At 38.8% G+C, this 22,383-nt stretch carries 18 protein-coding genes; 3 read left to right on the plus strand and 15 right to left on the minus strand.

Going from position 1 to position 22,383, the window contains the following annotated elements; genetic code table 11:
* Positions 1-1,329 precede the first annotated feature (1,329 nt).
* From licT to EAF07_RS08610, 10 genes are all read right to left on the minus strand, one after another.
* Positions 1,330-2,166, minus strand: a complete 837-nt coding sequence (licT, locus tag EAF07_RS08565; RefSeq protein WP_121836148.1) for a BglG family transcription antiterminator LicT — start codon at positions 2,164-2,166, stop codon at positions 1,330-1,332.
* A 270-nt stretch (positions 2,167-2,436) separates the two neighbouring features.
* Positions 2,437-3,876, minus strand: coding sequence for a 6-phospho-beta-glucosidase (locus EAF07_RS08570; protein ID WP_121836149.1), 1,440 nt, complete (start codon positions 3,874-3,876; stop codon positions 2,437-2,439).
* 131 nt (positions 3,877-4,007) lie between these two features.
* Complete coding sequence (locus EAF07_RS08575) at positions 4,008-4,628, minus strand: histidine phosphatase family protein (RefSeq protein ID WP_121836150.1); 621 nt, start codon at positions 4,626-4,628, stop codon at positions 4,008-4,010.
* A gap of 53 nt (positions 4,629-4,681) precedes the next feature.
* A complete protein-coding gene (ascB, locus tag EAF07_RS08580; protein WP_121836151.1) occupies positions 4,682-6,157 on the minus strand; it encodes a 6-phospho-beta-glucosidase in 1,476 nt (491 codons plus the stop codon).
* Between the two features lie 271 nt (positions 6,158-6,428).
* Complete coding sequence (locus tag EAF07_RS08585) at positions 6,429-7,271, minus strand: HAD family hydrolase (RefSeq protein ID WP_121836152.1); 843 nt, start codon at positions 7,269-7,271, stop codon at positions 6,429-6,431.
* A 9-nt stretch (positions 7,272-7,280) separates the two neighbouring features.
* Positions 7,281-7,883: a histidine phosphatase family protein gene (locus EAF07_RS08590; protein ID WP_121836153.1), complete on the minus strand. Its 603-nt coding sequence runs from the start codon at positions 7,881-7,883 to the stop codon at positions 7,281-7,283.
* 109 nt (positions 7,884-7,992) lie between these two features.
* Positions 7,993-8,811 carry a Cof-type HAD-IIB family hydrolase gene (locus tag EAF07_RS08595; RefSeq protein WP_121836154.1) on the minus strand — a complete coding sequence of 273 codons (819 nt, stop codon included), beginning with the start codon at positions 8,809-8,811 and terminating at the stop codon, positions 7,993-7,995.
* 238 nt (positions 8,812-9,049) lie between these two features.
* Positions 9,050-10,141 carry a hypothetical protein gene (locus tag EAF07_RS08600; RefSeq protein ID WP_121836155.1) on the minus strand — a complete coding sequence of 364 codons (1,092 nt, stop codon included), beginning with the start codon at positions 10,139-10,141 and terminating at the stop codon, positions 9,050-9,052.
* A 75-nt stretch (positions 10,142-10,216) separates the two neighbouring features.
* Positions 10,217-11,707: a glycoside hydrolase family 1 protein gene (locus tag EAF07_RS08605; RefSeq protein WP_121836156.1), complete on the minus strand. Its 1,491-nt coding sequence runs from the start codon at positions 11,705-11,707 to the stop codon at positions 10,217-10,219.
* A gap of 27 nt (positions 11,708-11,734) precedes the next feature.
* Positions 11,735-13,171, minus strand: a complete 1,437-nt coding sequence (locus tag EAF07_RS08610; RefSeq protein ID WP_121836157.1) for a glycoside hydrolase family 1 protein — start codon at positions 13,169-13,171, stop codon at positions 11,735-11,737.
* Positions 13,172-13,327: 156 nt separating this feature from the next.
* On the opposite strand from EAF07_RS08610, the gene EAF07_RS08615 reads away from it, so the two are divergent.
* A complete protein-coding gene (locus tag EAF07_RS08615; protein WP_121836158.1) occupies positions 13,328-14,206 on the plus strand; it encodes an AraC family transcriptional regulator in 879 nt (292 codons plus the stop codon).
* Between the two features lie 713 nt (positions 14,207-14,919).
* On the opposite strand, the gene EAF07_RS08620 is transcribed toward EAF07_RS08615, so the two are convergent.
* The 5 genes from EAF07_RS08620 to EAF07_RS08640 all read right to left on the minus strand — a co-directional run bounded on the left by EAF07_RS08620 (position 14,920) and on the right by EAF07_RS08640 (position 19,973).
* Positions 14,920-15,738 carry a class C sortase gene (locus EAF07_RS08620; protein WP_121836173.1) on the minus strand — a complete coding sequence of 273 codons (819 nt, stop codon included), beginning with the start codon at positions 15,736-15,738 and terminating at the stop codon, positions 14,920-14,922.
* Positions 15,739-15,820: 82 nt separating this feature from the next.
* Positions 15,821-17,287 carry a SpaH/EbpB family LPXTG-anchored major pilin gene (locus EAF07_RS08625; protein WP_121836159.1) on the minus strand — a complete coding sequence of 489 codons (1,467 nt, stop codon included), beginning with the start codon at positions 17,285-17,287 and terminating at the stop codon, positions 15,821-15,823.
* A gap of 31 nt (positions 17,288-17,318) precedes the next feature.
* Positions 17,319-18,827, minus strand: coding sequence for a SpaA isopeptide-forming pilin-related protein (locus EAF07_RS08630; RefSeq protein ID WP_121836160.1), 1,509 nt, complete (start codon positions 18,825-18,827; stop codon positions 17,319-17,321).
* A gap of 178 nt (positions 18,828-19,005) precedes the next feature.
* Complete coding sequence (locus EAF07_RS08635; protein ID WP_121836161.1) at positions 19,006-19,785, minus strand: DUF2971 domain-containing protein; 780 nt, start codon at positions 19,783-19,785, stop codon at positions 19,006-19,008.
* An 8-nt stretch (positions 19,786-19,793) separates the two neighbouring features.
* Positions 19,794-19,973 carry a hypothetical protein gene (locus EAF07_RS08640; RefSeq protein WP_121836162.1) on the minus strand — a complete coding sequence of 60 codons (180 nt, stop codon included), beginning with the start codon at positions 19,971-19,973 and terminating at the stop codon, positions 19,794-19,796.
* Positions 19,974-20,267: 294 nt separating this feature from the next.
* Here EAF07_RS08640 and EAF07_RS08645 point away from each other — a divergent pair, with 294 nt between their 5' ends.
* Both EAF07_RS08645 and EAF07_RS08650 read left to right on the plus strand, forming a co-directional pair.
* Positions 20,268-21,026 carry an endonuclease/exonuclease/phosphatase family protein gene (locus EAF07_RS08645; RefSeq protein ID WP_121836163.1) on the plus strand — a complete coding sequence of 253 codons (759 nt, stop codon included), beginning with the start codon at positions 20,268-20,270 and terminating at the stop codon, positions 21,024-21,026.
* A 20-nt stretch (positions 21,027-21,046) separates the two neighbouring features.
* The gene (locus EAF07_RS08650) at positions 21,047-22,366 is read left to right on the plus strand and encodes an FtsK/SpoIIIE domain-containing protein (protein ID WP_121836164.1); all 1,320 of its coding nucleotides are present in this window, start codon (positions 21,047-21,049) and stop codon (positions 22,364-22,366) included.
* Positions 22,367-22,383 lie beyond the last annotated feature (17 nt).

Here is a 22,383-nt window from a genome sequence, read left to right on the forward strand (position 1 = left end):
GTGAGGACAACTCCCCCAACTACAACTATAAGCATGGCAATCACTAATATGATGAAATACTTATATCTCCCCAAACAGTCAACACCCCCTCTGAAAAAATTGGTTATTAAATCCATTCTAAATTATACCACATTTCAAACTTTTAACAAGAACTTTTATGCATATTTAATACCTTTTATGCGCAGTTTTTACTTTTTTTAGTGTTCTTCGTTTTTTTTGAAAAACCTTATCTGTAGCTATATAGACGATAAGTTTTATAATGTTCATTTTATTTGATTTCAAACTCAAATGTTTTTTATGCACCAAATATGCTTTTATATTACTTGTATCATTCAATTTTATATTAATATTCAAAACATAATAAGTGATTCGAAAGACCAAAAAGCATCCCAAAAATATCATGCTGTCCTATTCAGACACACATTAGACAAACTCTGAGATGCAATGCTAGTGATACCGAACATTTTCGACAGTAACCTTCAACAAAAATAATTAAAAGGAGATAAGAATTCCAAATGCATGGGGTAAACAATTATTTTCGGCAATTATTACGGGCAATGAGAGTCCACAACTAGCATTTTCCGAAGTAGTGAAATAGTCTTAGAATCAACATTTCCCAACGACGTTAATTTAAGCCATTGACTATTTTTAAGACTTTTTGTCCAATCTCGAGATTGTGAAAATATCCAGTAGACAATTTCACACTGAGCTTAGAAATTAGAGATCGAAAGAAACCTAGGCTAGACAAAAAGGAATGAATCTCCATGGGAGGTTTTGACGCTGGCTTTACCAGATTCATCCCCATCACAAAAGCCCCCCTTTGAGCGCCACACCACATTAGGATAAATGATAATAAATGACACTAACAAAAAACTCAACGACTATACTTATTGATTTTAGATGAGTATAAAACAACACCTGCCCTTTACAACTATAGCAACGTAACGTTATTCTCATTAAAACTCAAAATCTGATAACTTATATTTACAATTTTTTGGGACAGTTAGCCTTGTGTGGTAGGAACACCAGCGACCTCCTACGGAGTTCCATTGCTTATTTTCAAGCCTAAAGTTTTGAAAATCCCCTCGACGATTGCATTCAGGGCCAATCGTCTTTTTACCACAACGACACTGTCTGTTTCAAGAGACCCCTGTGGTCACACATACAAGCCTACTCTTATCATTTTACACCACGTGACATGATGTAATTGAAAACGGAATAGGACGAAGTATAGAGTGGCTCATAGGACTATCGTTTGTCTAAATGATTCATCAGTGTCCTAACCTTAATTCAAAACACTGTTTATAAAAACATAAAGGCAGCTAAATATTAGCTACCTTCTGTGACACGTTGGATATGGATGGTGAGATAGACCTGCTCATCTTTGCTCATGATAAAGTTGTAGGTACTATCCACATAAGCGGCAATTTTTTGGGTACAGTCAAAAGCTTGGGGGTAATTGGCTTGTACTTGTTCGTATAGGAAGGCATCATTTTGCCCTTGGATGTTGCCTTGGAGGACACGTTGCCCAAAGTAGCGCACATGTGTGACAAAACGGTGGTAATTTAACGAGTCTTCATCAAAATCAATACCAAAGTGTAGGCGAACAATATCCATAACATTGGCAACCAAGCGTGTCAACGATTGATGCTTGGTGATGAACCCGCTGTCTTTTTGGGCATTCACCAGGTGCAGAGCAATTGAGGCCGCTTCTTCATTATCCAGATCAATTCCAAAACTTTGGTTCAGGTCCGATACAATTTTCTGACCGAGTTTGTATTCGGTTTGGTAGAATTTGCGAATTTCCCAAGATAAGGGATTCTGCAATGGAAGTCCCTCGTGATAACGCTCAATGGCATAATGCAGGTGATCCATCAAGGCAATAAAGAAAGAGGAGTCAAAGGATTGTCCCAGTTCTTCTTCTACATTCAGCAAGATGGCCAAAAAAGCATCTGACTCTGCCTGTGGCAGATTGCGTGTTAATTGTTGTAATTCTTGCGAGGTCTCTGGATTTTCTAAAATATATGTCTTTTCTATTTTTTCAGGATCAATCATATCCCCTGATTTTTTTTGAAAACCTAGCCCACGCCCCATAACGATGTACTCTTTCCCATCGTCACCAAATGCTTGAACAATATTGTTATTACATACCTTATCAATTTTCATGTTAAATCATCCTCAAAAGCAAGATTATAGCGTTTTTAAGCACTTTGGGCTAACAGACCTCCGACAAGCAAATCACCCTAACAGCTGACTCACCCCTTCCAAACACTCTAATAGGTATCTATTAGGCAGTGTTGAACAAGGATTTCAGACTGTTATACCCGTAGTTTGCTTGGAACATTTCTCCTACTTTGCTGTCCTATTTTCTCCTTCTTCATTATAACCTAAAAAGGAGATGCGTGCACCTCCTTTGTCAGTAATTGTCATCCTATTTTAATCTAAATCGGTTCCTTGGCTGGCAATCACTTTTTTATACCAGTCAAATGATTTTTTCTTAGAGCGTTTAAGGGTACCATTACCATCATTATCACGGTCAACATAGATAAAGCCGTAGCGTTTTTTCATTTCACCTGTTCCAGCAGAAACAAGGTCGATACAGCCCCAAGTGGTGTAACCAAGAAGCTCAACGCCATCTTCATTAATGGCATCATTCATGGTCTTGATATGCTCACGAAGGTAGTCGATGCGGTAATCATCCTCAACATAACCATTCTCATCTGGTGTATCAACAGCTCCTAGACCATTTTCAACGATAAACATTGGTTTTTGGTAACGATCCCAGATGGCATTTAAAGTGATGCGAAGTCCAAGTGGGTCAATTTGCCAGCCCCATTCTGAAGCATCCAAGTATGGGTTTTTAAGTGACGCAAAGATATTTCCAGCTGTTTTTTCATTGACTTCTGGATCACCTGATGCCACACGGCTTGAGTAGTAAGAGAAGGATACAAAGTCCACTGTGTGCTCTTTGAGAAGAGTAAGGTCTTCTTCAGTCATCTCAATGTTAAGACCGAGTTTCTCAAATTTTTTCTTCGCGTAATTTGGGTATTCCCCACGCGCTTGAACGTCAATAAAGAAGTAATTTTCACGGTCTTCTTGCATGGCAGCCCAGTAATCACGAGGATGCGCTGTATTTGGGTAATATTGCCCAGCAGCCAGCATACAACCGACTTTGTTTTCAGGGTCAATCTCATGAGCAATTTTAGTGGCCAAAGCTGACGCTACCAATTCGTGGTGTGCGGCCTGATATTTGACCTGCTCCACATTTTCCCCTTCTTCAAAGTAGAGCCCTGCTCCCATAAATGGGGCATGGAGAATCATGTTGATTTCATTGAAGGTCAACCAATATTTAACCAAACCCTTGTAGCGAGTAAAGAGCGTTGTCACCAAGCGTTCGTAGAAATCGATGAGTTTACGGTTACGCCAACCACCATAGTGCTCAATCAAGTGCATCGGGCAGTCGAAGTGCGTAATGGTTACTAATGGTTCAATGCCATATTTGCGACACTCTTTGAAGACATTTTCATAAAATTGAAGACCAGCTTCATTTGGCTCCAACTCATCCCCTTTAGGGAAGATCCGTGTCCAACCGATTGACATACGATACGTTTTGAAGCCCATTTCAGCAAGAAGGGCAATATCTTCTTTATAGTAGTGATAGAAATCTATCGATTCTTTAGCAGGGTAGAAATACCCCTCTTCAAAGTCAAACATTTTTTGACGACCAGTAATAATCGGTCCACGGTCTTTACCAATCGGTACAACGTCCACGTTGGCTAGACCCCGTCCGTCAACATCGTAAGCCCCTTCACATTGGTTGGCAGCTGTTGCACCGCCCCAGAGGAAATCTTTTGGAAATAGTTTGTAAGTTGTCATAACAGGTGTAACCCCTTTCAGATTTATCATTCGCTTACATTATAGCATACTTTTTCAGCTTAAACTGATGGTTTAAGAGGAGAAACTGATACTATCCTAGGAAAATGTCTTTTTGCTCTGCCATGTCCCGACTAATCGGCAGCCTCATTTTGAAACAAAAATGTTTTAGTCACAGGATCATAAATAGATACTAAGTCAAATTCTCCGTCTTCAAAGGTCATCTTAAAGATGGCACAGTTGCTGATACGAGCCTTCAACTGTGGAGAGGTTTTCGCATAATTGCGATAAAACTGCGCAATAGCGCCACCGTGGCTCACGATAAGTGGGGGTTGCTCTGCCTGATGCTCAGATAAAATCTCTGTGATTGCGGTATGAACACGTTCACGAACAGTGATCGAATCCTCACCTCCATAAGTCACAAAGTAGTCTCCGTAGCCCGATCCGTCTCGTTTTATGGGCGGATTCAAAAACTCTTGTTGGCCTTCAAAGGCACCAAAGTCCATTTCTTTCAACCCTTTGCGACGGATAATATCTGCCCTACCGCTAGCAATCTCAGCTGTATCAACAGCACGTTCTTGTGTCGAAGAATAAACAGCTGCAAACTGAATACCTTCCTGTTCAAAATAATCACGCGCCGCTTGTGCTTGTTCAATCCCCAAGGCTGTTAGCGGTGAGTCACTAGCCCCCTGGATACGCTGTTGCTGATTAAAACGGGTTTGACCGTGACGCATGAGATAAAAGATTTTTGTCATTTCTTACTCCTTTCCAAAACAGGAGAGTAGCTCATCGGCACTCTCCCATAGTTTTAATCATTCAAAATGTTAGCGCCATTTGAAGCGATGAGATCACGGTAGTAGAAGAAGGAATCCTTGCGAGAACGGTCAAAAGTTCCGTTTCCTTCATCATCAGCATCAACATAGACAAAGCCATAGCGTTTGGACATTTCAGATGTTGAGGCAGAGACAAGGTCGGTACAGCCCCACCAAGTGTAGCCCATAAGCTCAACACCATCTTCGATAGCTTCATACATTTGTTTGACGTGTTTTTCAAGGTAATCAATGCGGTAGCTGTCATGGATAGAGCCATCTGCTTCAACCTTGTCAAGTGCGCCAAGACCATTTTCCACGATGAAGAGTGGGATTTGGTAGCGGTCATAAAGTTTGTTCAAGGTCACACGAAGTCCAACTGGGTCAATTTCCCAACCCCAATCAGATTCTTCCAAGTAAGGATTAGCTTCACCGAGGATGAGGTTTCCTGCTGTTGCCTTCTGCTCTTCTGTCATATTATTAGGATGACGTGTCACAGAAGTCATGTAATAAGAGAAACTCATAAAGTCCACAGGATGCTGTTTCAAAATCTCCTTGTCTCCTGGCTCAAACTGAATCTCAATATTGTTTTCCTTGAAGAAGCGGTTCATGTAGCGAGGGTACTCACCACGCACTTGCACATCTGAGTAGAACAGGTTTGATTGGTCTTTTTGAAGAGCATTTAGGATATCGTCTGGGTGGCAGGTTGCTGGGTAGGCTTCCATGCGTGCCAACATCATACCCACTTTATTTTCTGGATCAATCTCGTGCGCAGCCTTTGTTGCCAAAGCTGACGCGATAAACTGGTGGTGAACTGCCTGATACATCTCATCAAGATGGAGTTTTCCATCTTCAAAGAGGAGACCACCTGAAAGATAACCTGTCAAACCAAGAATGTTAATTTCGTTGAAGGTCAACCAATATTTCACCTTACCTTTGTAACGATTGAAGACTGTCTCAGCATAGCGCACAAAGAAATCCACTACCTTGCGATTTTTCCAGCCACCGTATTCAGTGACAAGGTGGATTGGAAACTCGTAGTGAGACAGGGTCACCAATGGCTCAATACCATATTTATTAAGCTCATCAAAGACCTTGTCATAAAAAGTAAGCCCTTCTTCATTTGGCTCTAACTCATCCCCTTTTGGAAAAATCCGTGGCCAAGCAATCGATAGACGGAAGGTCTTAAAGCCCATCTCGGCATAAAGAGCGATATCTTCTTTATAGCGATGGTAAAAATCAGAACCCCAACGTTTTGGATAAAGGCCTTCTTTATCATTGAGGGCGAAGTTTAGCTTTTCACGATTCATTGGTGTGGTAAATTCGCCACCCATCGTTTTACGGTCTTCTGGTCGAACCGCACGCGCCGTGTCAGAAGTCGCAAATCCACGACCACCTTCATTAAAGCCACCTTCAAACTGGTTGGCAGCTGTGGCACCACCCCAAAGGAAACCATCTGGAAATTGTTTTGTCATAAAAATTCTCCTTGTTTATCTACTAATGATAGTATACGTTTTTTTGAAACCCTTTTCTTGCTCTATCAGTGGAAATACTGATAGTATCCTATGATATTGCCTATCGTTTTCAATAGATAGAGTGATAAAAGAATAGGACAAGGCAAGTAGCTCTTGATCAAACGAGAGTTCATCAAAGCTCCTTAACGATATCCTAACCCTTATTTCATTCACTGATAAATCACTCAAGAAAACAAGGTTGGAAAAGTGTCCCCCTGACCTTAGGTATTGCCTACCCTAACAAACCTAATTTTTCAAAGGCATTATAAAGTCCGTCTTCTTCGACATCATCTGTCACCATATCAGCACTTGCCTTAGTCTCCGCACCGCTATTTCCCATAGCCACACCAAGTGCACAATAATCAAACATTGGGATATCAACCTTGGCATCACCAAATGCAATGGTATCTGACTTATCATGACCAAGGTGAGCCAATAGCTGGTCAATCGCTTTAGCTTTATCAATTCCTTTTATCCCTAAATCACCAAAGAGTGCTGTCTCACCACGTCCACCCCAAGTATTAGCAACCAGTTGCGGAAAGGCTTCTTTGGAATCCAAATGGTCTTGGTAGGATGATAGGATGAAGCTGATTTTATTGAGATCATCCCGATAGAGGTCTGCGCCGTAAACCAAACCATGAAGCACATCTTCAGTTTCTAAATCAGCAACCTGCTCAGCAGTCATGCCCTTTCCAAGCATGTAGGTATGGAGGGTTTCTCTGCCTTTTTCACGGAAACGTTCACTAGCAAAAAGACCATTATTACTTTCAAGATAAAACTCCAAACCACGCTCATGAAGCCAATCCACAACGGCTACAGCATCTTCTTTAGCAATCAGCTGGTGCATCACTACCTCGCCCTGATGCTCAACATAAGAACCATTGCCACCAATCATACCATCGATGCCAATATCCCAAATTTCTTGCTGCATCTCAGCGCGACTACGCCCTGTACACGCATAGACCAAATGCCCATTTTCACGCGCCTTGCGAATTGCTGTAACAGCACTTTCTGGAATACGGTTATGATAGTCAACCAAGGTTCCGTCCACATCTAAAAAAATTACCTTTGTCATTCTGTCTCCTTAATTAAAATAGTGTACTTTAAAATCTTCCGTTGGCATAATCAACTCTTCCAACACCAGTCGCTCCCCTTCCAAGGTCCATTTGGTAATGGCACAATTAGGCAAAAAGACTCCGGGTGGAAAGGTAATCTGTAGGTGTTGAACCAATCCCCACATTGCCGCACCATGGCTGACAAAGAGACTCTGGCCATCATGATTTGCCATCGTCTCAACCAAGGTCTGATGCACTCGCTCACCGACTTTCAGAATATCTTCACCGCCAAATGGTACTAGCAAATCTTCAAACGAACTGGCACCTGGACGTGCCTTAGGTAGGAGCATTTCTGGCTGCGCTTCAAAAATCCCAAAATTCATCTCTTTGATGCCCTTAAGCTGAATTACTTGATTAGTCTGACCAGCTAATTTAGCCGTATCTGTTGCACGCTCTTGTGTCGAACTATATACGGCTTCAAAGTGGATGCCCTTTTCAGCAAAATACTCACCCACAGCTTTAGCCTGTGCGATTCCTACCTCAGTGAGAGGGGAATCACAAGCCCCTTGAACCCGTTTTTGGGTATTAAACAGGGTTTCTCCATGTCTCATTAGATAAAATGTTTTTGTCATCACGTTCTCCTAAAGTGGCCAGTTATCAGTGAATGGTTTTCCTTTCCATAGCACTCATATACTCAGTCCCAACTACCACTAGCTGGGGATAAAATCCTACTACAGCCATCTATCCCCACAAAAAATGCTCAATCGTTGTCAGCACACCAGCATCATTGTGACTTGGGGCGATATGTTTAGCTACTGCTTTAACACGATCAGAAGCATTTGCCATCGCATAGCTCTCTCCAGTATGTTTTAACATTTCAAGATCATTGTCACTATCGCCAAAGCTCATCACTTCCTCAGGTAAAATGCCATAACGCTCTAAGAGTTGCTCTAGCCCCCAGGCCTTATGGCAACCTTCGATAATCACATCAATCGCTCCATAGCCACTCCCAACAGCCTGTAAGCGCCCTTTGAAGGCATGGTTGAAATCAGTAGTCACCTTATCGCTAATATTTTCTGGGACCACAAGATTCATTTTATAAATCTCCTGCCCCTCAATCTCAGACCAGTCTGATAGGAAACGCATCCGCTCACGAAAGAGCTCCAGCTGCTCAGGTTCAATGCCTTCAAAAGTTGGAAAATCCGTTCCTTCCAACAAATAAATGACGTCATCACCGAGCAAGGTCACCGCATATTCAACCTCTTTTCCTTTGAAAAAGGCTAGAAAATCCGCCACCATATCAGGTGTCATCACCTGTCTGACCAAGACCTCCTGCTTGTCTAAGACGTAAGCACCGTTTTCAGCCACAAAACGCAGTCTCTGAGACAGCTCACCAAACATTTTCTCCAACCGAGGCATACTGTTTCCCGTAGCAACCACAAAGGGAATCTGGCGCTTGTCTAAGGCATCCAAAACCTTCTCAAAACGGTCTCTATCGTAACTTCCTTTGGCATCCAAAAAAGTGCCATCCATATCCGAAGCAATTAGTTTAATCGTCATCCTCTCTCCTTATCTGTTATAAGGGGAACTTAGAAATTCCCTGTTTTTACACCCCTTCTCTTGATTATTGTAATTGATTAATTAAGATATTAAATATGTTTATCAAATATGAGAGTAAACTACTATTACCTATTACCTCTTCCAAGCTACTTTACTGTTTTTGAAATCTTTTTATGATAATAGTATGAGTTTTAGGGGCTTTGTATGCCTTGTTTTTATTAAATCATACGACTATATCTTATTCTTTACTTACCCAATTCAATGCTCTGAAAGCGTCTATTAAAGTTTCTTGTTTTTTCAATCCTGTCATTGCAAATCCATCTAATTTCTCAATTGCATCCCAACTGAAGAATACGGCTGAAGTATTCTTTTTCGTATTTCTAGATGGATAGTAATTTTTACGGATAGGAATTTCACTAAGCTTTTGTTCAGTAAAAGGGACTACCGATAGCTCAGCCCCTTCTCCAAAAGATACAACTGCCTCATCAACATTTAAAAAAATACCTTCCTTAATTCGGTCGTTTATAGTAGCCGAAACGGAGTAGAAAACTTGATTTCCATATTTGTCGTATACTTTGCCGTCTTTATTCGGAATAGCTACATTGTTAAAACACTTTTTATGTTCGTCACTATATCCCATATGATAAAATTCACGATAATCTTCCGAACCTACATAACCGGGAATTTGGGAAAGGTCAAAATCTTCATCAAAATTTGGAATAAAAATATGGTTACACCCCATACAATCCTCCAATGCTTTTTGATTATTATTATTTTCTATTGTTTTGAATGATATTTTAGTGCCTATTGGTATTTTATCCTCCTTATTATAAAATAACACTTTAACTTCATAACATACTTTGCCATTTCCAATTTTAAGATACTCCGTTATCTTATTCTCATAAAATGCTTGACTTTTCCTAAAAGTGTTATCTTTTTTCTCTTGTTGCATATTAGCTACACTAAATTGTATAAAACCATTTTTATCATGATTTTTGATAAATCCCTCTTTTCTTTCATCTTTAATAAAACTATAAAATTCTTTAGCTAAAATATGCCCACGATGAAAAAATTTTTGTCCATTTATTTTAAAAGGATTATTTGGAGGTAGTTTTAAAGTCAAATTCAAATTATTTTTATATGATTGAGTATCTCCGTTTAATACTACTCGCCACCCTTGCGCTTTCGAACCTACTAATCTTCTAGGGGATATATCACTTAATACATTGAAAACAGTGTATTTTTCATCATAAGATACTTGAAATCCTAAAATTTCTTCCAGTTCACCATCTTTTAGACCTAACTGTTTTAGTACATCTAATTCTTTCAAACTATTTCATCCTCTCTCCTTATCAAAAAGGAGCAGGTAACCAAACCCTGCCACTGCTCCTTATCTCGCCTATCCTTATTCTTCCAAAGCACTTTGGCCATTGGTTGCAAGAACTTTTTGATACCAGTAGAAACTGTCTTTACGAGAACGGTTCATGGTACCATTTCCCTCGTCATCCATATCAACATAAATGAAACCATAGCGCTTGCGCATTTCACCAGTCCCTGCAGACACAATGTCAATACAGCCCCAAGTCGTATAAGCAATGAGGTCAACCCCATTATCAATAGCGTCAGCCATTGCTTTAATATGAGCACGGTGGTAATCAATACGATAATCATCGTGAATCGCACCATCTTCTTCAACCGTATCAAAGGCACCTAGCCCGTTTTCAACAACCATGAGTGGTACTTCATAACGGTCGTAGATTTTCTCAAGGTAATATTGAAGGCCGCTTGGATCATGTGCCCAACCCCAATCAGAGTATGTCAAATATGGGTTACGCGCACCTACTGAAAAGTTACCAGCCACCTTATCATCTGTCTCATGAGTGGTGACATTGTTTGACATGTAGTAAGAGAAGGTGTACATATCTACTGTACCATTGGCAAGGTCTTCCAAGTCTCCCTCACGAATATCTATCTCAACATTGTGCTCTTTCCAAAGACGTTTAGCATAGGTTCCGTATTTACCTTTGACCTGAACATCGCCACAGTAGTAAATGCCACTTTCCCACTTGTGTTGGTTAGCCAAGATATCCGCTGGGTCACATGTTGCTGGATAGAAGGTAATCCCACAAATCATATTTCCAAATGTGAAGTCTGGATTGATGCTGTGACCAAGTTGTACAGCACGAGCTGACGCAAGAAATTGGTGGTGCAACTGTTGGTAACCTGCTTGATAATCCGCGTCAGTCCCTTTATTGCCCATCATATCAAGGAACATGGTGGTATTGTTGATTTCATTAAAGGTCAACCAATACTTAACCAAATCCTTGTACTCGTTGAAAATCACTTCACAGTAACGCACATAGAAATCAACCAATTTGCGGTTGTTCCAACCACCGTAGTTTTCTTCCAAAGCAAGCGGGGTGTCAAAGTGCCAAATCGATACCAAAGGCTCAATGTTATATTTACGGCATTCTTCAAAAACCGAACGGTAGAAATCAAGCCCCTCTTGATTTGGCTCAGCATCATCACCATTTGGGAAAATCCGTGCCCAAGAAATAGACAGACGAAAAATGCTATAGCCCATCTCTGCAAAGAGAGCAATATCCTCTTTATAACGATGGTAGAAGTCTACCGCCTTGTGGTTTGGGTAATACTCCGTATCTAGCACCGCATATTTGGCACCCTCAGGGATACGAGCGTGGTGACCCATACCGCCAGCCTTGCCTGGTTTGCCATCCTTATCAATATAAGTTGTGTAACGTGGTGAATTAACCGTACCACCTGTTGTCACATCTGTTTGAACAAGACCACGTCCACCTTCGTTATAGGCACCTTCTGCCTGATTGGCTGCGATAGCGCCTCCCCAGAGGAAGCCCTTTGGAAATTGTTTAGCCATTTTTTACACCTTTCTCATTTTTAATTACTAGCGGTAAAGACTCTCGCCGTTTGTCGCAATGACTTCTTTGTACCAGTCAAATGATTTTTTCTTGTAGCGAGCCAGCGTTCCTGTTCCATCATCGTTACGATCCACATAAATGAAGCCATAACGCTTGCTGAGCTCTGCCGTTGATGCTGAAACCAAGTCAATCGGTCCCCAAGTGGTATAACCGAGGAGTTCTACCCCATCTTGAAGCGCTTCTCCAACCTGCACCAAGTGTTTTTGGAGATAATCAATACGGTAATCGTCTTCAACAGTTGGCCCATTCGGTCCATCAACTAAAACATCTTTTGCACCCAAACCATTTTCCACAATGAAAAGTGGCAATTGATAACGATCATAGAAATCATTAAGAACTAAGCGCAAACCAACTGGGTCAATCTGCCAGCCCCACTCAGAGCTTTCGAGATAGGGATTGCTGATGCCACCCATGATGTTCCCACGACCTGAGTTGTACGCTTCAGGATTATGCGCTGCTGCCACACTCATGTAGTAAGAGAAGGAAATAAAGTCAACCGTATGTGTCAACAGCTCTTCATCACCTTCTGCAAACTGAATCTCAATGTCATTTTCTTTGAAGAAACGTTTGATGTAGTTCGGGTATTTCCCACGCGCATGAATGTCTGAGAAGAGGTAATTTTGATTTTCAAATTGACGGACAGCCAACTGATCCAACGGATTTGATGTCATACCATAGGCTGGCATAGCAAGAACCATACAACCAATCTTGAAATCTGGATTGATCTCGTGACCGACTTTGGTTGCCAAAGCTGAGGCAACCAATTCATGGTGAACCGCTTGGTAAAGGTCTTGTTTTGACAAGTCCTCAAATGGTGTCGCAATACCTCCAGACATAAATGGGGCATGGAGTACTGAGTTCACCTCATTAAATGTCAACCAATACTTAACCTTGTCTTTGTAGCGTGTAAAGACTGTGCGCACATAGCGCTCATAAAAACCAATCAAGTCACGATTTGCCCAACCATTGTACTTGCGAGCAAGATGAAGGGGAGTTTCATAATGAGAGAGCGTCACAAGCGGCTCAATCCCATATTTGGCAAGCTCGTCAAAAACCTTATCATAGAATTGGAGACCTGCTTCATTAGGTTCTAACTCGTCTCCATTTGGAAAAATACGTGACCAAGCAATCGATAGTCGAAAGACCTTGAATCCCATTTCCGCAAAGAGGGCAATATCCTCTTTATAACGATGATAAAAATCAATTCCCTCTAATTTGAGGTTATCTACGGTTGGCTCATCAGTAATCAAAGGATTGTGATCCCCTGGTTTTGCCGGAACCCCACCACGAGGCGTGACATCCTGAACGGATAGCCCCTTACCATCAACATTGTAAGCACCTTCAAATTGATTGGCAGCTGTTGCACCGCCCCATAAGAAATCTTTTGGAAATGTAAAAACCATTGTAAACTCCTTTATTTTTAGAGACAGACCACATTTGTTCTTAATCGTATCCCTGTCGTTAAGTTATCATACTATTATTTTAAAATAGATTTAAGCTTTTTTCTGCCACTATTCTATGTTATACTGATACTATCCTATGATTTGGAGACATTATATATGGAAAATTCTCATCATCTCCTGCCTTATCGTTTTGAGCGCATGCACATCCAAAATGGCCGCCCCGACACCCTTTTTCATTGGCATCCAGAGATGGAAGTTCATTATATTTTTTCTGGCCGTGCCCGTTACCACATTGACTATGATATTTTTAATAGTAACGAGGGAGACATTGTTTTAGTTCACCCTAACGGGATGCATTCCATCCATCCTTTGGAAAAAGCAGAGCAGATTTCAGAGGCATTCATCTGCCATTTGGATATGATTGGACAACGTTTAGTTGACCAAACCAGCCTTCATTATCTTCAACCCTTGCAAAATAGTGCCTTAAAATTTGTTCCCCGTATCCAACCACACATGGCAGGATATGAGGATATCAAATCCTGTGTATTAACCATTCTAGAGTTAGCTAAAAAAGAAGGACGGCATTTCGAATTATTTCTAAAAGCCAAACTCAATGAACTCCTTTACCTTCTTTTTTTGCACCGCCATGTCCTCAAAAAAGCAACCGACGATACTTACCGTAAAAACGCTAAAATTCGACAAGTTATCGACCACATCAATAACCATTATCAAGAAAACCTATCCATTCATCAACTCGCAACTCTCATTGGTTACAGTAAGGCCCACTTTATGAGTTTGTTCAAGCAACATACCGGCTCATCCTGCACAGACTTTATCATCCGTGTTCGCCTACAAAAAGCCAGCCAGCTCCTCATTCATAGCCATGATAGCATTTTAGAAATTGCAGAGCAAACAGGCTTTACCAATCTTTCACATTTCAATCGTCAATTCAAAAAACAATACCTTCTCACACCGCGACAATACCGACAAGAACATAGCAAGAAGAAAGACACTCAAAATTTCATTAATCCTTAGACCTAAATAAAAAAACGGGGACGAACAGCTCAACAATAAGCTGCCATTCCTCGTTTTTAAGTTTATAAAGAAGTCAAAAAACTTCTATGATATGACACTCAGTCAATTCCACAATACCCTATTAAAGTCAATTAGTTTTTATTTAGTATTTTTGTTAGCACTTCTCCTAATGTGGTGTGGGGCGCTCAAAAGGTCTGGGAGACCTTTTGAGGTGGGAAATAAAGCTGACGAAGTCAGTGTCAGAACCTCCCCTCCTACAGAGTTCCATTCCTTCTTGGCAAGCCTAGGTCTCCTTCGCTCTCTGGTTTCTAAGCTCAGGCTGAAACTGTCCACTGGACAATTTCAGCCCCACGAGGTTGGGACATAAATATCTCAACCTTCTATTTTTAATGGTAATAACAGATTGACGCAGTGGTTGATTGGAGGTCCTAAACCCTTGCTACGCAATCGTTAGCGGCCATCCTAATCAACTGTGCGGAGGTGGGACGACGAAGTCAATTTCTTCGAAATCATGACTTCTGTCCCACTCTCTATCACCACTGCGGAAAGTGCTAGTTGTGGCGACTTCGTCGCTCGTAATGATTGCAGAAAATACCAGTAATAAAGTATTATAAAACAACCATATATTGAAGAGGAATTCATTGTGACTGAGACATTTTATCTTAAACGAATTTACTATTTTAAAGCTAAAACACTATATCACTGAGAACATCCTAATTTTCTTCACTACTAGCCAATTTTTTCAAAATCTGACGGCGTTTACGATGTTTTCGAGATTCAATCATGAAAATTATAAAAAGAATCAAAACAATTGGAACACCAATAAATGGAGCGATGTAAATCGGTTCAATTTGAATAGCATCTGGAGTCACTAGACCATCACCATCTTCATTGGAAACACGATGACCACGTACCAAAAGGCGGTGAGTATTAATCCCATACGGCGTACAAGTTACCAAAGTCTGATAGTCCATACCTTCTTCAATTTGAATATTACTCAAATCTGTCGGTAAAACCGTTCTAATCTGATCCACTTCATAAGTATAAGATTCATTAAGAATACTTACCGTCCAACGATCCCCCACCTTCAATTTATCCAAATCGGTAAATAAGCGTGACGATGGTAACCCTCTATGACCAGATAAAACCGAGTGAGTTGATACACCTCCAACAGGGAGACTCGTCCCCTCAATATGACCAATAGAAGTTAGTAAAACATCCTCAGAGGTTCCATGATAAAGTGGAAGCGTGACATTAATCTTTGGAATAGAAATAAAGCCCATATTTCCAGTCTGATCAATAGCCAACTCTTTATTATAAGCGTCACGATCCTTATCTGTCATATGCCAATTGATACCAGAATCTTTGAACTTTTCATTATACTTTTTAGCACTTGAAAGAATTTTCTCATATTGACTCGTATCAATAGCAGAGACGCTCTTTTGATAATCCATAATCGCTTGTGATTGGTGGAAAGAATTCCAATAATTAGCGATTGAGGGATAGGCTATCAAACCTATCCCTACAATCATGATTGTGACAAGCAAAATGGATATCCGATTCTTTTGTAAAAATGCTTTCAAAACAACTCCTTATCCATCCGCTCACCTAACATTAATCTTCCGCACGACGACGTGCCACAAGAGTAACACCTGCCGCAATCACCAACGTCGTACCAACAATGTAAAGTAGTTTTGTTCCAAAGCTACCAGTAGATGGAAGTTCAGCACCACTATTGTTTTTAATTTCAGGTGTAGCAATCAATGTATCAGTTGCATCTGCATCACCTTTAAGTTTCAAAGTCACCAAAGTTGGTTCTTTCTTAAGGTTGTATCCTTTAGGAGCAACCGTTTCAATCAATTCATACTCACCTTCAGCTAGCCCCGTGAATGTCGCCTCACCTTTATTATCAGTTGTTTTAATAGTAGCATTAGCTTGGTCTGATTCCCACATTGTTTTATCGTTGTCAAATTTGTAGAATTTACCATCAACTTTTCTTTTAAGTACAAATTGTGCACCTTCGAGAACTTTCTGAGTGTCTACACCATCAACTTTTTTAATCTTAATTTCGCCATCATAGACATTCACAGTTTTACCTGGCTCATTTGGATCCGGTTTATCATTAGGCTTGATACGAGCCGTATTGGTATTTTGAGCACTAGAACCTTCAGTAGCACCTGATTTTAAAATTCCTTTGTAAATTACAACGATTTCATTTACACCTTGATTATAATAGAAATCATCTCCTTTACCAAGTTGAGCGTCAGCAGTTTGAGTTTGTGTTGCAGCCCAAGGAATTGTCAACGTAAAATCATTATTAGACTGTTCAAACTTATAAGTCCCTGTTGCACCTGTAGTCTCTTGAGTTAATACAGTGCCATTGACCTTAACTTCAAAAGAATTAGGGACAAGTTCAACCACCGTAGCATCTGGCATGTCATCGGTCATCACATATTGATAAACCTTGTTACCTTTATTGAAATTTGTAGCATTTGTATAGGTAACAGTATAAGTAATTTCATCCCCTACATTGTAAGACTTTTCATTAGTCGTTTTTCCACCAGTGTCACCCCAAGTCGGTTCTGATTCCTTTTCATGAATAATAGCATCTGGAGATGCAGAAGTTACCATGGTTACTGAACCTTGATTAAGTGATGAATCAACAAGATAGTAACCATACCCTACTTGCAAGGTTTCAGTTGAATCCGTACCATTTTCTATTTTGGTATCAACAGGATTACCAAGCTTATCTTTTAACCCTTTAGCCCAGGTTGTAATTTGTTCTGATGTAACACCTGCCTTCGGTGTAATATAAGTCAAATTCCCATTAGTATTTGTATCAAATAGGCTTTTAAAACCAGAATCCTCTAGAAGAGCATTGCCAGTAGGAAGTGTGTAAGAAACAGCGTCTCCATCATTAGTCGCATCAAAAATTTTATAAGCTTTATATTCAGTATTTTGTTGAGTATTTTTAATTTCAATACTACCAGGACCAGCCGCAAATACCGGTGTTGTAGCTGGTGCTACAGTTCCAAGAATAAGTGTTGCTGCTAGTATAGATTTAATGATTTTCTTTTTCATAAAATAAATAATTTCTTTCTAGTATTGTTTATCAATACATTAATTTGTGTTTTTTGTATAAAAGTAATCCTGCCGGTAATGCCAATAGCACTCCTAGGATTAGGTAAAGATGTCCTCCAATACCACCCGTCGATGGCAATTCAGCACCTTTTGAGTTTGTAATTTTGAATTCAAACTGCTGAGCAGTTAGTGTATTAATAACCGTTGGTGTCGCAGCGTTACCATTTTGAATAAAGCTTGCGCCTGTCGCCGTAACTTCTAAAGACATATCCGTTTTTTCAAGGTTGTAACCATCTGGAGCTTTAGTCTCTGTAATGAGATAACTGCCCACTGGCAAATTGAAGAAAGGATCTTGCGTATTCCCATTAACAACTATCCCTGCATCATTTGAGGTTACTTTTGTATAAAGTGGGGTTGTTGCTTTCTGCCCATTTTCAACCTTGTAGATATCAAATTCAGCACCAGATAAGCCCATATTAATGTTTTCGACACTAACTTTCTTCAAGACAACTTGTTGCGTGTGACGTGTATTCGTGAAAACGATATCAATATCACCATCCACAGTTAGTTGAGGTAGGTTAACCACACGATCTGTCCAAGGCTGTGCCCCAGAAGCTGGTTTTGAATGCGTTATATCTTCTGTCTTAGTGAACTCTGCATAATCTTGTTCGTCAATTGAAATGACTGTTCCATATGGAATTTTAGTAAATACTTTCTTCTCATTACCATGGGTAGCAGAATCTCTCAATGCAAAATTTCCTTGTTGTAAAGTATTGCCTGGATCAAATTTAAATTCTTTGTGTTTATCAGAGTCGTTACCAATAACTTTCTTTGTAACGGTTACTGTATATTCTTTTGGTCTCCAAACTGCGTATAAGGTATTAGCAGCATCTGGTTTATTGTCCAATCCAACTTTTTGATTGAAGTTATACTCAACACGACCTTTATCTGCATCTGATTTGTCTGTATGCCAGCCAATTAGATCATATCCAACTCTTGTAAAGTAATCTGATTCTTTTGTTGTATGAGTGGCATTTACTGGTAATTTATCAAAGGTTATAAGGGTAACCGTTTGACCATTATCAATTCTTTCTCCACCATTGCCATCATAGATAATTTTCGTGGTTTCAACTTGAATCTTATCAACTGGTTTATAAACCGGATAAACAATCAAGGTTTTATGATCATCTGCTTTTAGAGCATCAATAGTAATAATATCATGCGGATTATAAATCCGACCATTATACAACCAACCACGGAAACGATAGCCATCTGGGGACGTCGGACGACTTTGTAACTCGGCATGTGATTGATCATCATACTTGTTAGGATCATATGGTAAGTTTGTAGCTTTTAAATTTGTCCCATCTTTCACAATAGGCTTCAAATCTAATCCATGAACATCTTCACTATATACAACCCTATATTCACCTGCTCGGCGCCATTCAGCCCTTAAAGTCAAATCACTCGTTACAGCACCACTAAAGTTGTATGGACGCACATTTTTTCCATCAAGCCCTACAACATACCAACCAATCAAATGATAAGCGTCCTTATCTTTACGATAACGCTTCGTTTGATCAACATTTTCTTCTCTAGGATTTTGAGTTTGGTTCTTACCGTTTTAGAAGTATATAAAGCCTTTCAATTAGGCTTTTCAAGAAGTTACCTCTATCGTAAAAACGATAGTTTTTTTATTTTTAGTAACTTTTTAGGAATTATCGTATAAGTACTTCGCTATCTGTACAAGGTATACTAAAATTCAATTTCTCTATTAAATTACGTATTTCTTCTTTATTCTTATTGCCACATTTTGGACCAAATATTATTTTCATATTATTGAAAATATCCTTATTTAGAGGGATATCAAGATGTTCTACTGGTAGAGTAATATTTGATAACGCATTGAGCATAAATGCCCCAAAATTTTCATTTTGTTTCTCTAAAATATTAAGCAACTCTCCAATGCTCCATGGTAAAACTGAAATAGAGAATCTGTGCTCGTCTTGAAATTGCCAATTCGTTGTTTTGTATCTGCCATTTGCATTCAAATCGATAATTGTCTCTTTTTCATTAATAGACACTACTTTAGGAATAGTTAATAATTCATCATCTGTGTATTTAATACTAATAATTTCAGGTAAATAGCCATTAGTTGGAACCATCTTGGTCGTTAAGGGATTTAATAGAGGTAAAATATCTACTAGTTTTTTTCCGTCAAAAGAAAACTTAGTTGTCTCAAAAACATCTAAGACTGAAGCAAAATTAATCTCAATCATAACCCCTTTAAAATTATTCCCGTACATACTCCATTGCGGAATACTGTCAGACACACTTGTCCAACAAGAAACATAATTTATACTTCCTAAGTTTCCAAAATCTGCAGTTTTTTGCTCATTCGGGTCATCAACAAATCCAAGACTCTTAAATCTCAATGTCTGATTCTGTAAAATTAATTTTAGTGTTTCAGCTGAAGTATAGTGATAAAAAGCAAACATCTACTCACCTATTTCATTTCTTCATCAATTTTATAATATTCCTTTATGTACTCATAGTATTTATAAATCGCTTGATTTAAAATATAAGCCTTAGTTACACGACCTTCCTTTTCAGCAATAATTTTTTGAATTTCATCTAATTCATCCGATGACCGTTTTGTCATATAAAATGCTATTTGCTTCTCCATTATAATTCTCCTTTATTTATTTAAGTTAATTTTAGCAAAAAAAATAGTAAATAGCTAGTTTTTGTCATTGACAAAGTTTCTTTTTGGGATTATAGTAGCTATAAACTAGTAAATAAATAGTTCAAAACAAAAAAGGAGGACAACATGAACGAATTTGAACAAGAAGCTTTAGATTACTTCTATGAAGAATTGGAAAGTTATTACGATGAGGGCGAACAAGGAGAAATCTTTGACGAATTCGACTACTAGCAGGAGGAATTCCTCCTCTTGCTAAAATTTTTGGAGGACAATTTTATGACACAACTTACAATTTCTACTTGGAATATCAATCAACGTTCAGGACTTGGCAGACAAATTCCTGATATGGTTGTAACTGAACTAAGACAATTAAATGCAGATATTATATGTCTGACAGAGTATGTCAAGACAGAAACCCATAATTTATTCTGTGCTAGATTGCAGGATATTGGCTATGAGGTTTTTGAAGATGACCGTTCTCTTGAATTCGGAAACGAAATCTTAGTAGCTATCAAAAGTTCCTTAATTTCTGATAGTAAATTCACTACCATTGATAATGATGATAGTAATCCAAACTTTTTGCGAGTCGCAGTAAATATATTTGGTAAGGAATTAAATATTATAGGTACTCGTATAAAAACTGGTGGAAAAGATATCATTGAAGATTTTAAAGAGCGCAAAATACAGCTAGATAATCTAATTTCAAATTTGCCTGCAAGTCATGAACATACCATCATTCTAGGTGACTTTAATAATGGTTTTTTCAAACAGAATGATGATATTCATTCCTATCAAGGAAAAGCTAGAGAGTTTTACTCTTATCCATTACTTAAGTCGATAATGAGTAAGGCAGGATTAACTGTATATACTCCATCAGATTCAAACTCTTGGAAGTATTGTAAGTTAGACCATATTTTTGCAAATATCCCTATAGTAAATGAAAATTATTCTTGGGAATTCTTAAAAAATCCTGATTATAAAAGCCAAGTAGGCTACCCAGACCATGCGATTTTATCAGCAACTATTTCTTTATAATTCTCCATGAGGCGCTGATTATGTTTAAAATAAAGAAAGTCGCTGACTTAAAGAGAAATTATATTATTTCAACTAGCAAATTAAAGATAGCTCATTGGTCAATATTAGGCTTCTCTACTTGTATTATGCTTACTATTATTGCAAATATTAGAGCTCCTGACCTTATTAAAATCCCTTTATTTATTCTAGCAGGATTTGTCATATACAAATTTCATCGTCAATTAAAATATTTTAGATATCATTTGGATTATTACCTAATTATCAGAGAAAGCTTATTGTATGTATTACATACAAACCACCTTTATACAACATATAAAGATAGCTCAGGATATGAAAGAATCTCTAGAAGTGCAATCTTGCAATACGAGCTAGACAAACAAAAAGGGCATATTCTTATCAAAGCTCTGATTACTGGTGATGAATTTAGCAAAAAGGTACAATCACTTGATGATGTCCTTGCCGGAGTACTCGAACTGGAACTAGAAGAAAAAATTATTCGTCCTAATTTTGTGGAATATCATTTCTATTACAAGAAACCTGATAGGTTAGTTCTTCAATCTCACAACCAGAAGCAAGAAATTGATAACCTTAATATAGATTTAGGATATGGTGTGAATTATAATCCTGTCAAGTGCCCTCATATTCTAGTTGCTGGTGGTACTGGAAGTGGAAAATCTGTTTTCATATCTTTCTTGATTTTAGAACTTCTCAAACGGCAATCAACTGTCTATATAGCAGACCCTAAAAATTCTGACCTAGGTAGCTTATCATATTATTTCGGAGAAAAGTATGTAGCAACAACTCCGAACAATATCGCTCGTATTGTCCGTTTAGTAGTTGAAGAAATGCAAGAACGATATCAATATATGCGGGACAACTTTCAATACGGCTCAAATTTTACCAACCATGATTTTAAACCACTATGGCTTATCTTCGATGAAATGGGAGCATTTCAAGCTTCAGGAACAGATAAAAAATCAAAAGAAATTATTGTTGAAGTTATGGATGGCATTAAACAAATTATTCTACTAGGGAGACAATCAGGCATATTTATCCTTTTGTCAGCTCAACAAATGAGAGCCGAAACCCTAAATACCGACCTTAGAGATAACTTGGGATTGAGAATTGCTCTTGGCGCTAATTCTAGTGAGGGCTACCGCATGGTCTTTGGTTCAGCTACTCCTGATAAGTTAAAACCTATCGAAGAAAAAGGGGCAGGTTATCTTTATATGCAAGGTTCAGGCAAGGAGACAGCACAATACTGGGAAAGTCCTTATCTTGATACTACTCAATTTGACTTTATCAAAGAATTACAACTTTATTTAACAGAAACAAACTAATTACAACGGATGTTGTT

Source organism: Streptococcus hillyeri, assembly GCF_003686955.1.
In the GTDB taxonomy this organism is placed as follows: Bacteria; Bacillota; Bacilli; order Lactobacillales; family Streptococcaceae; genus Streptococcus; species Streptococcus hillyeri.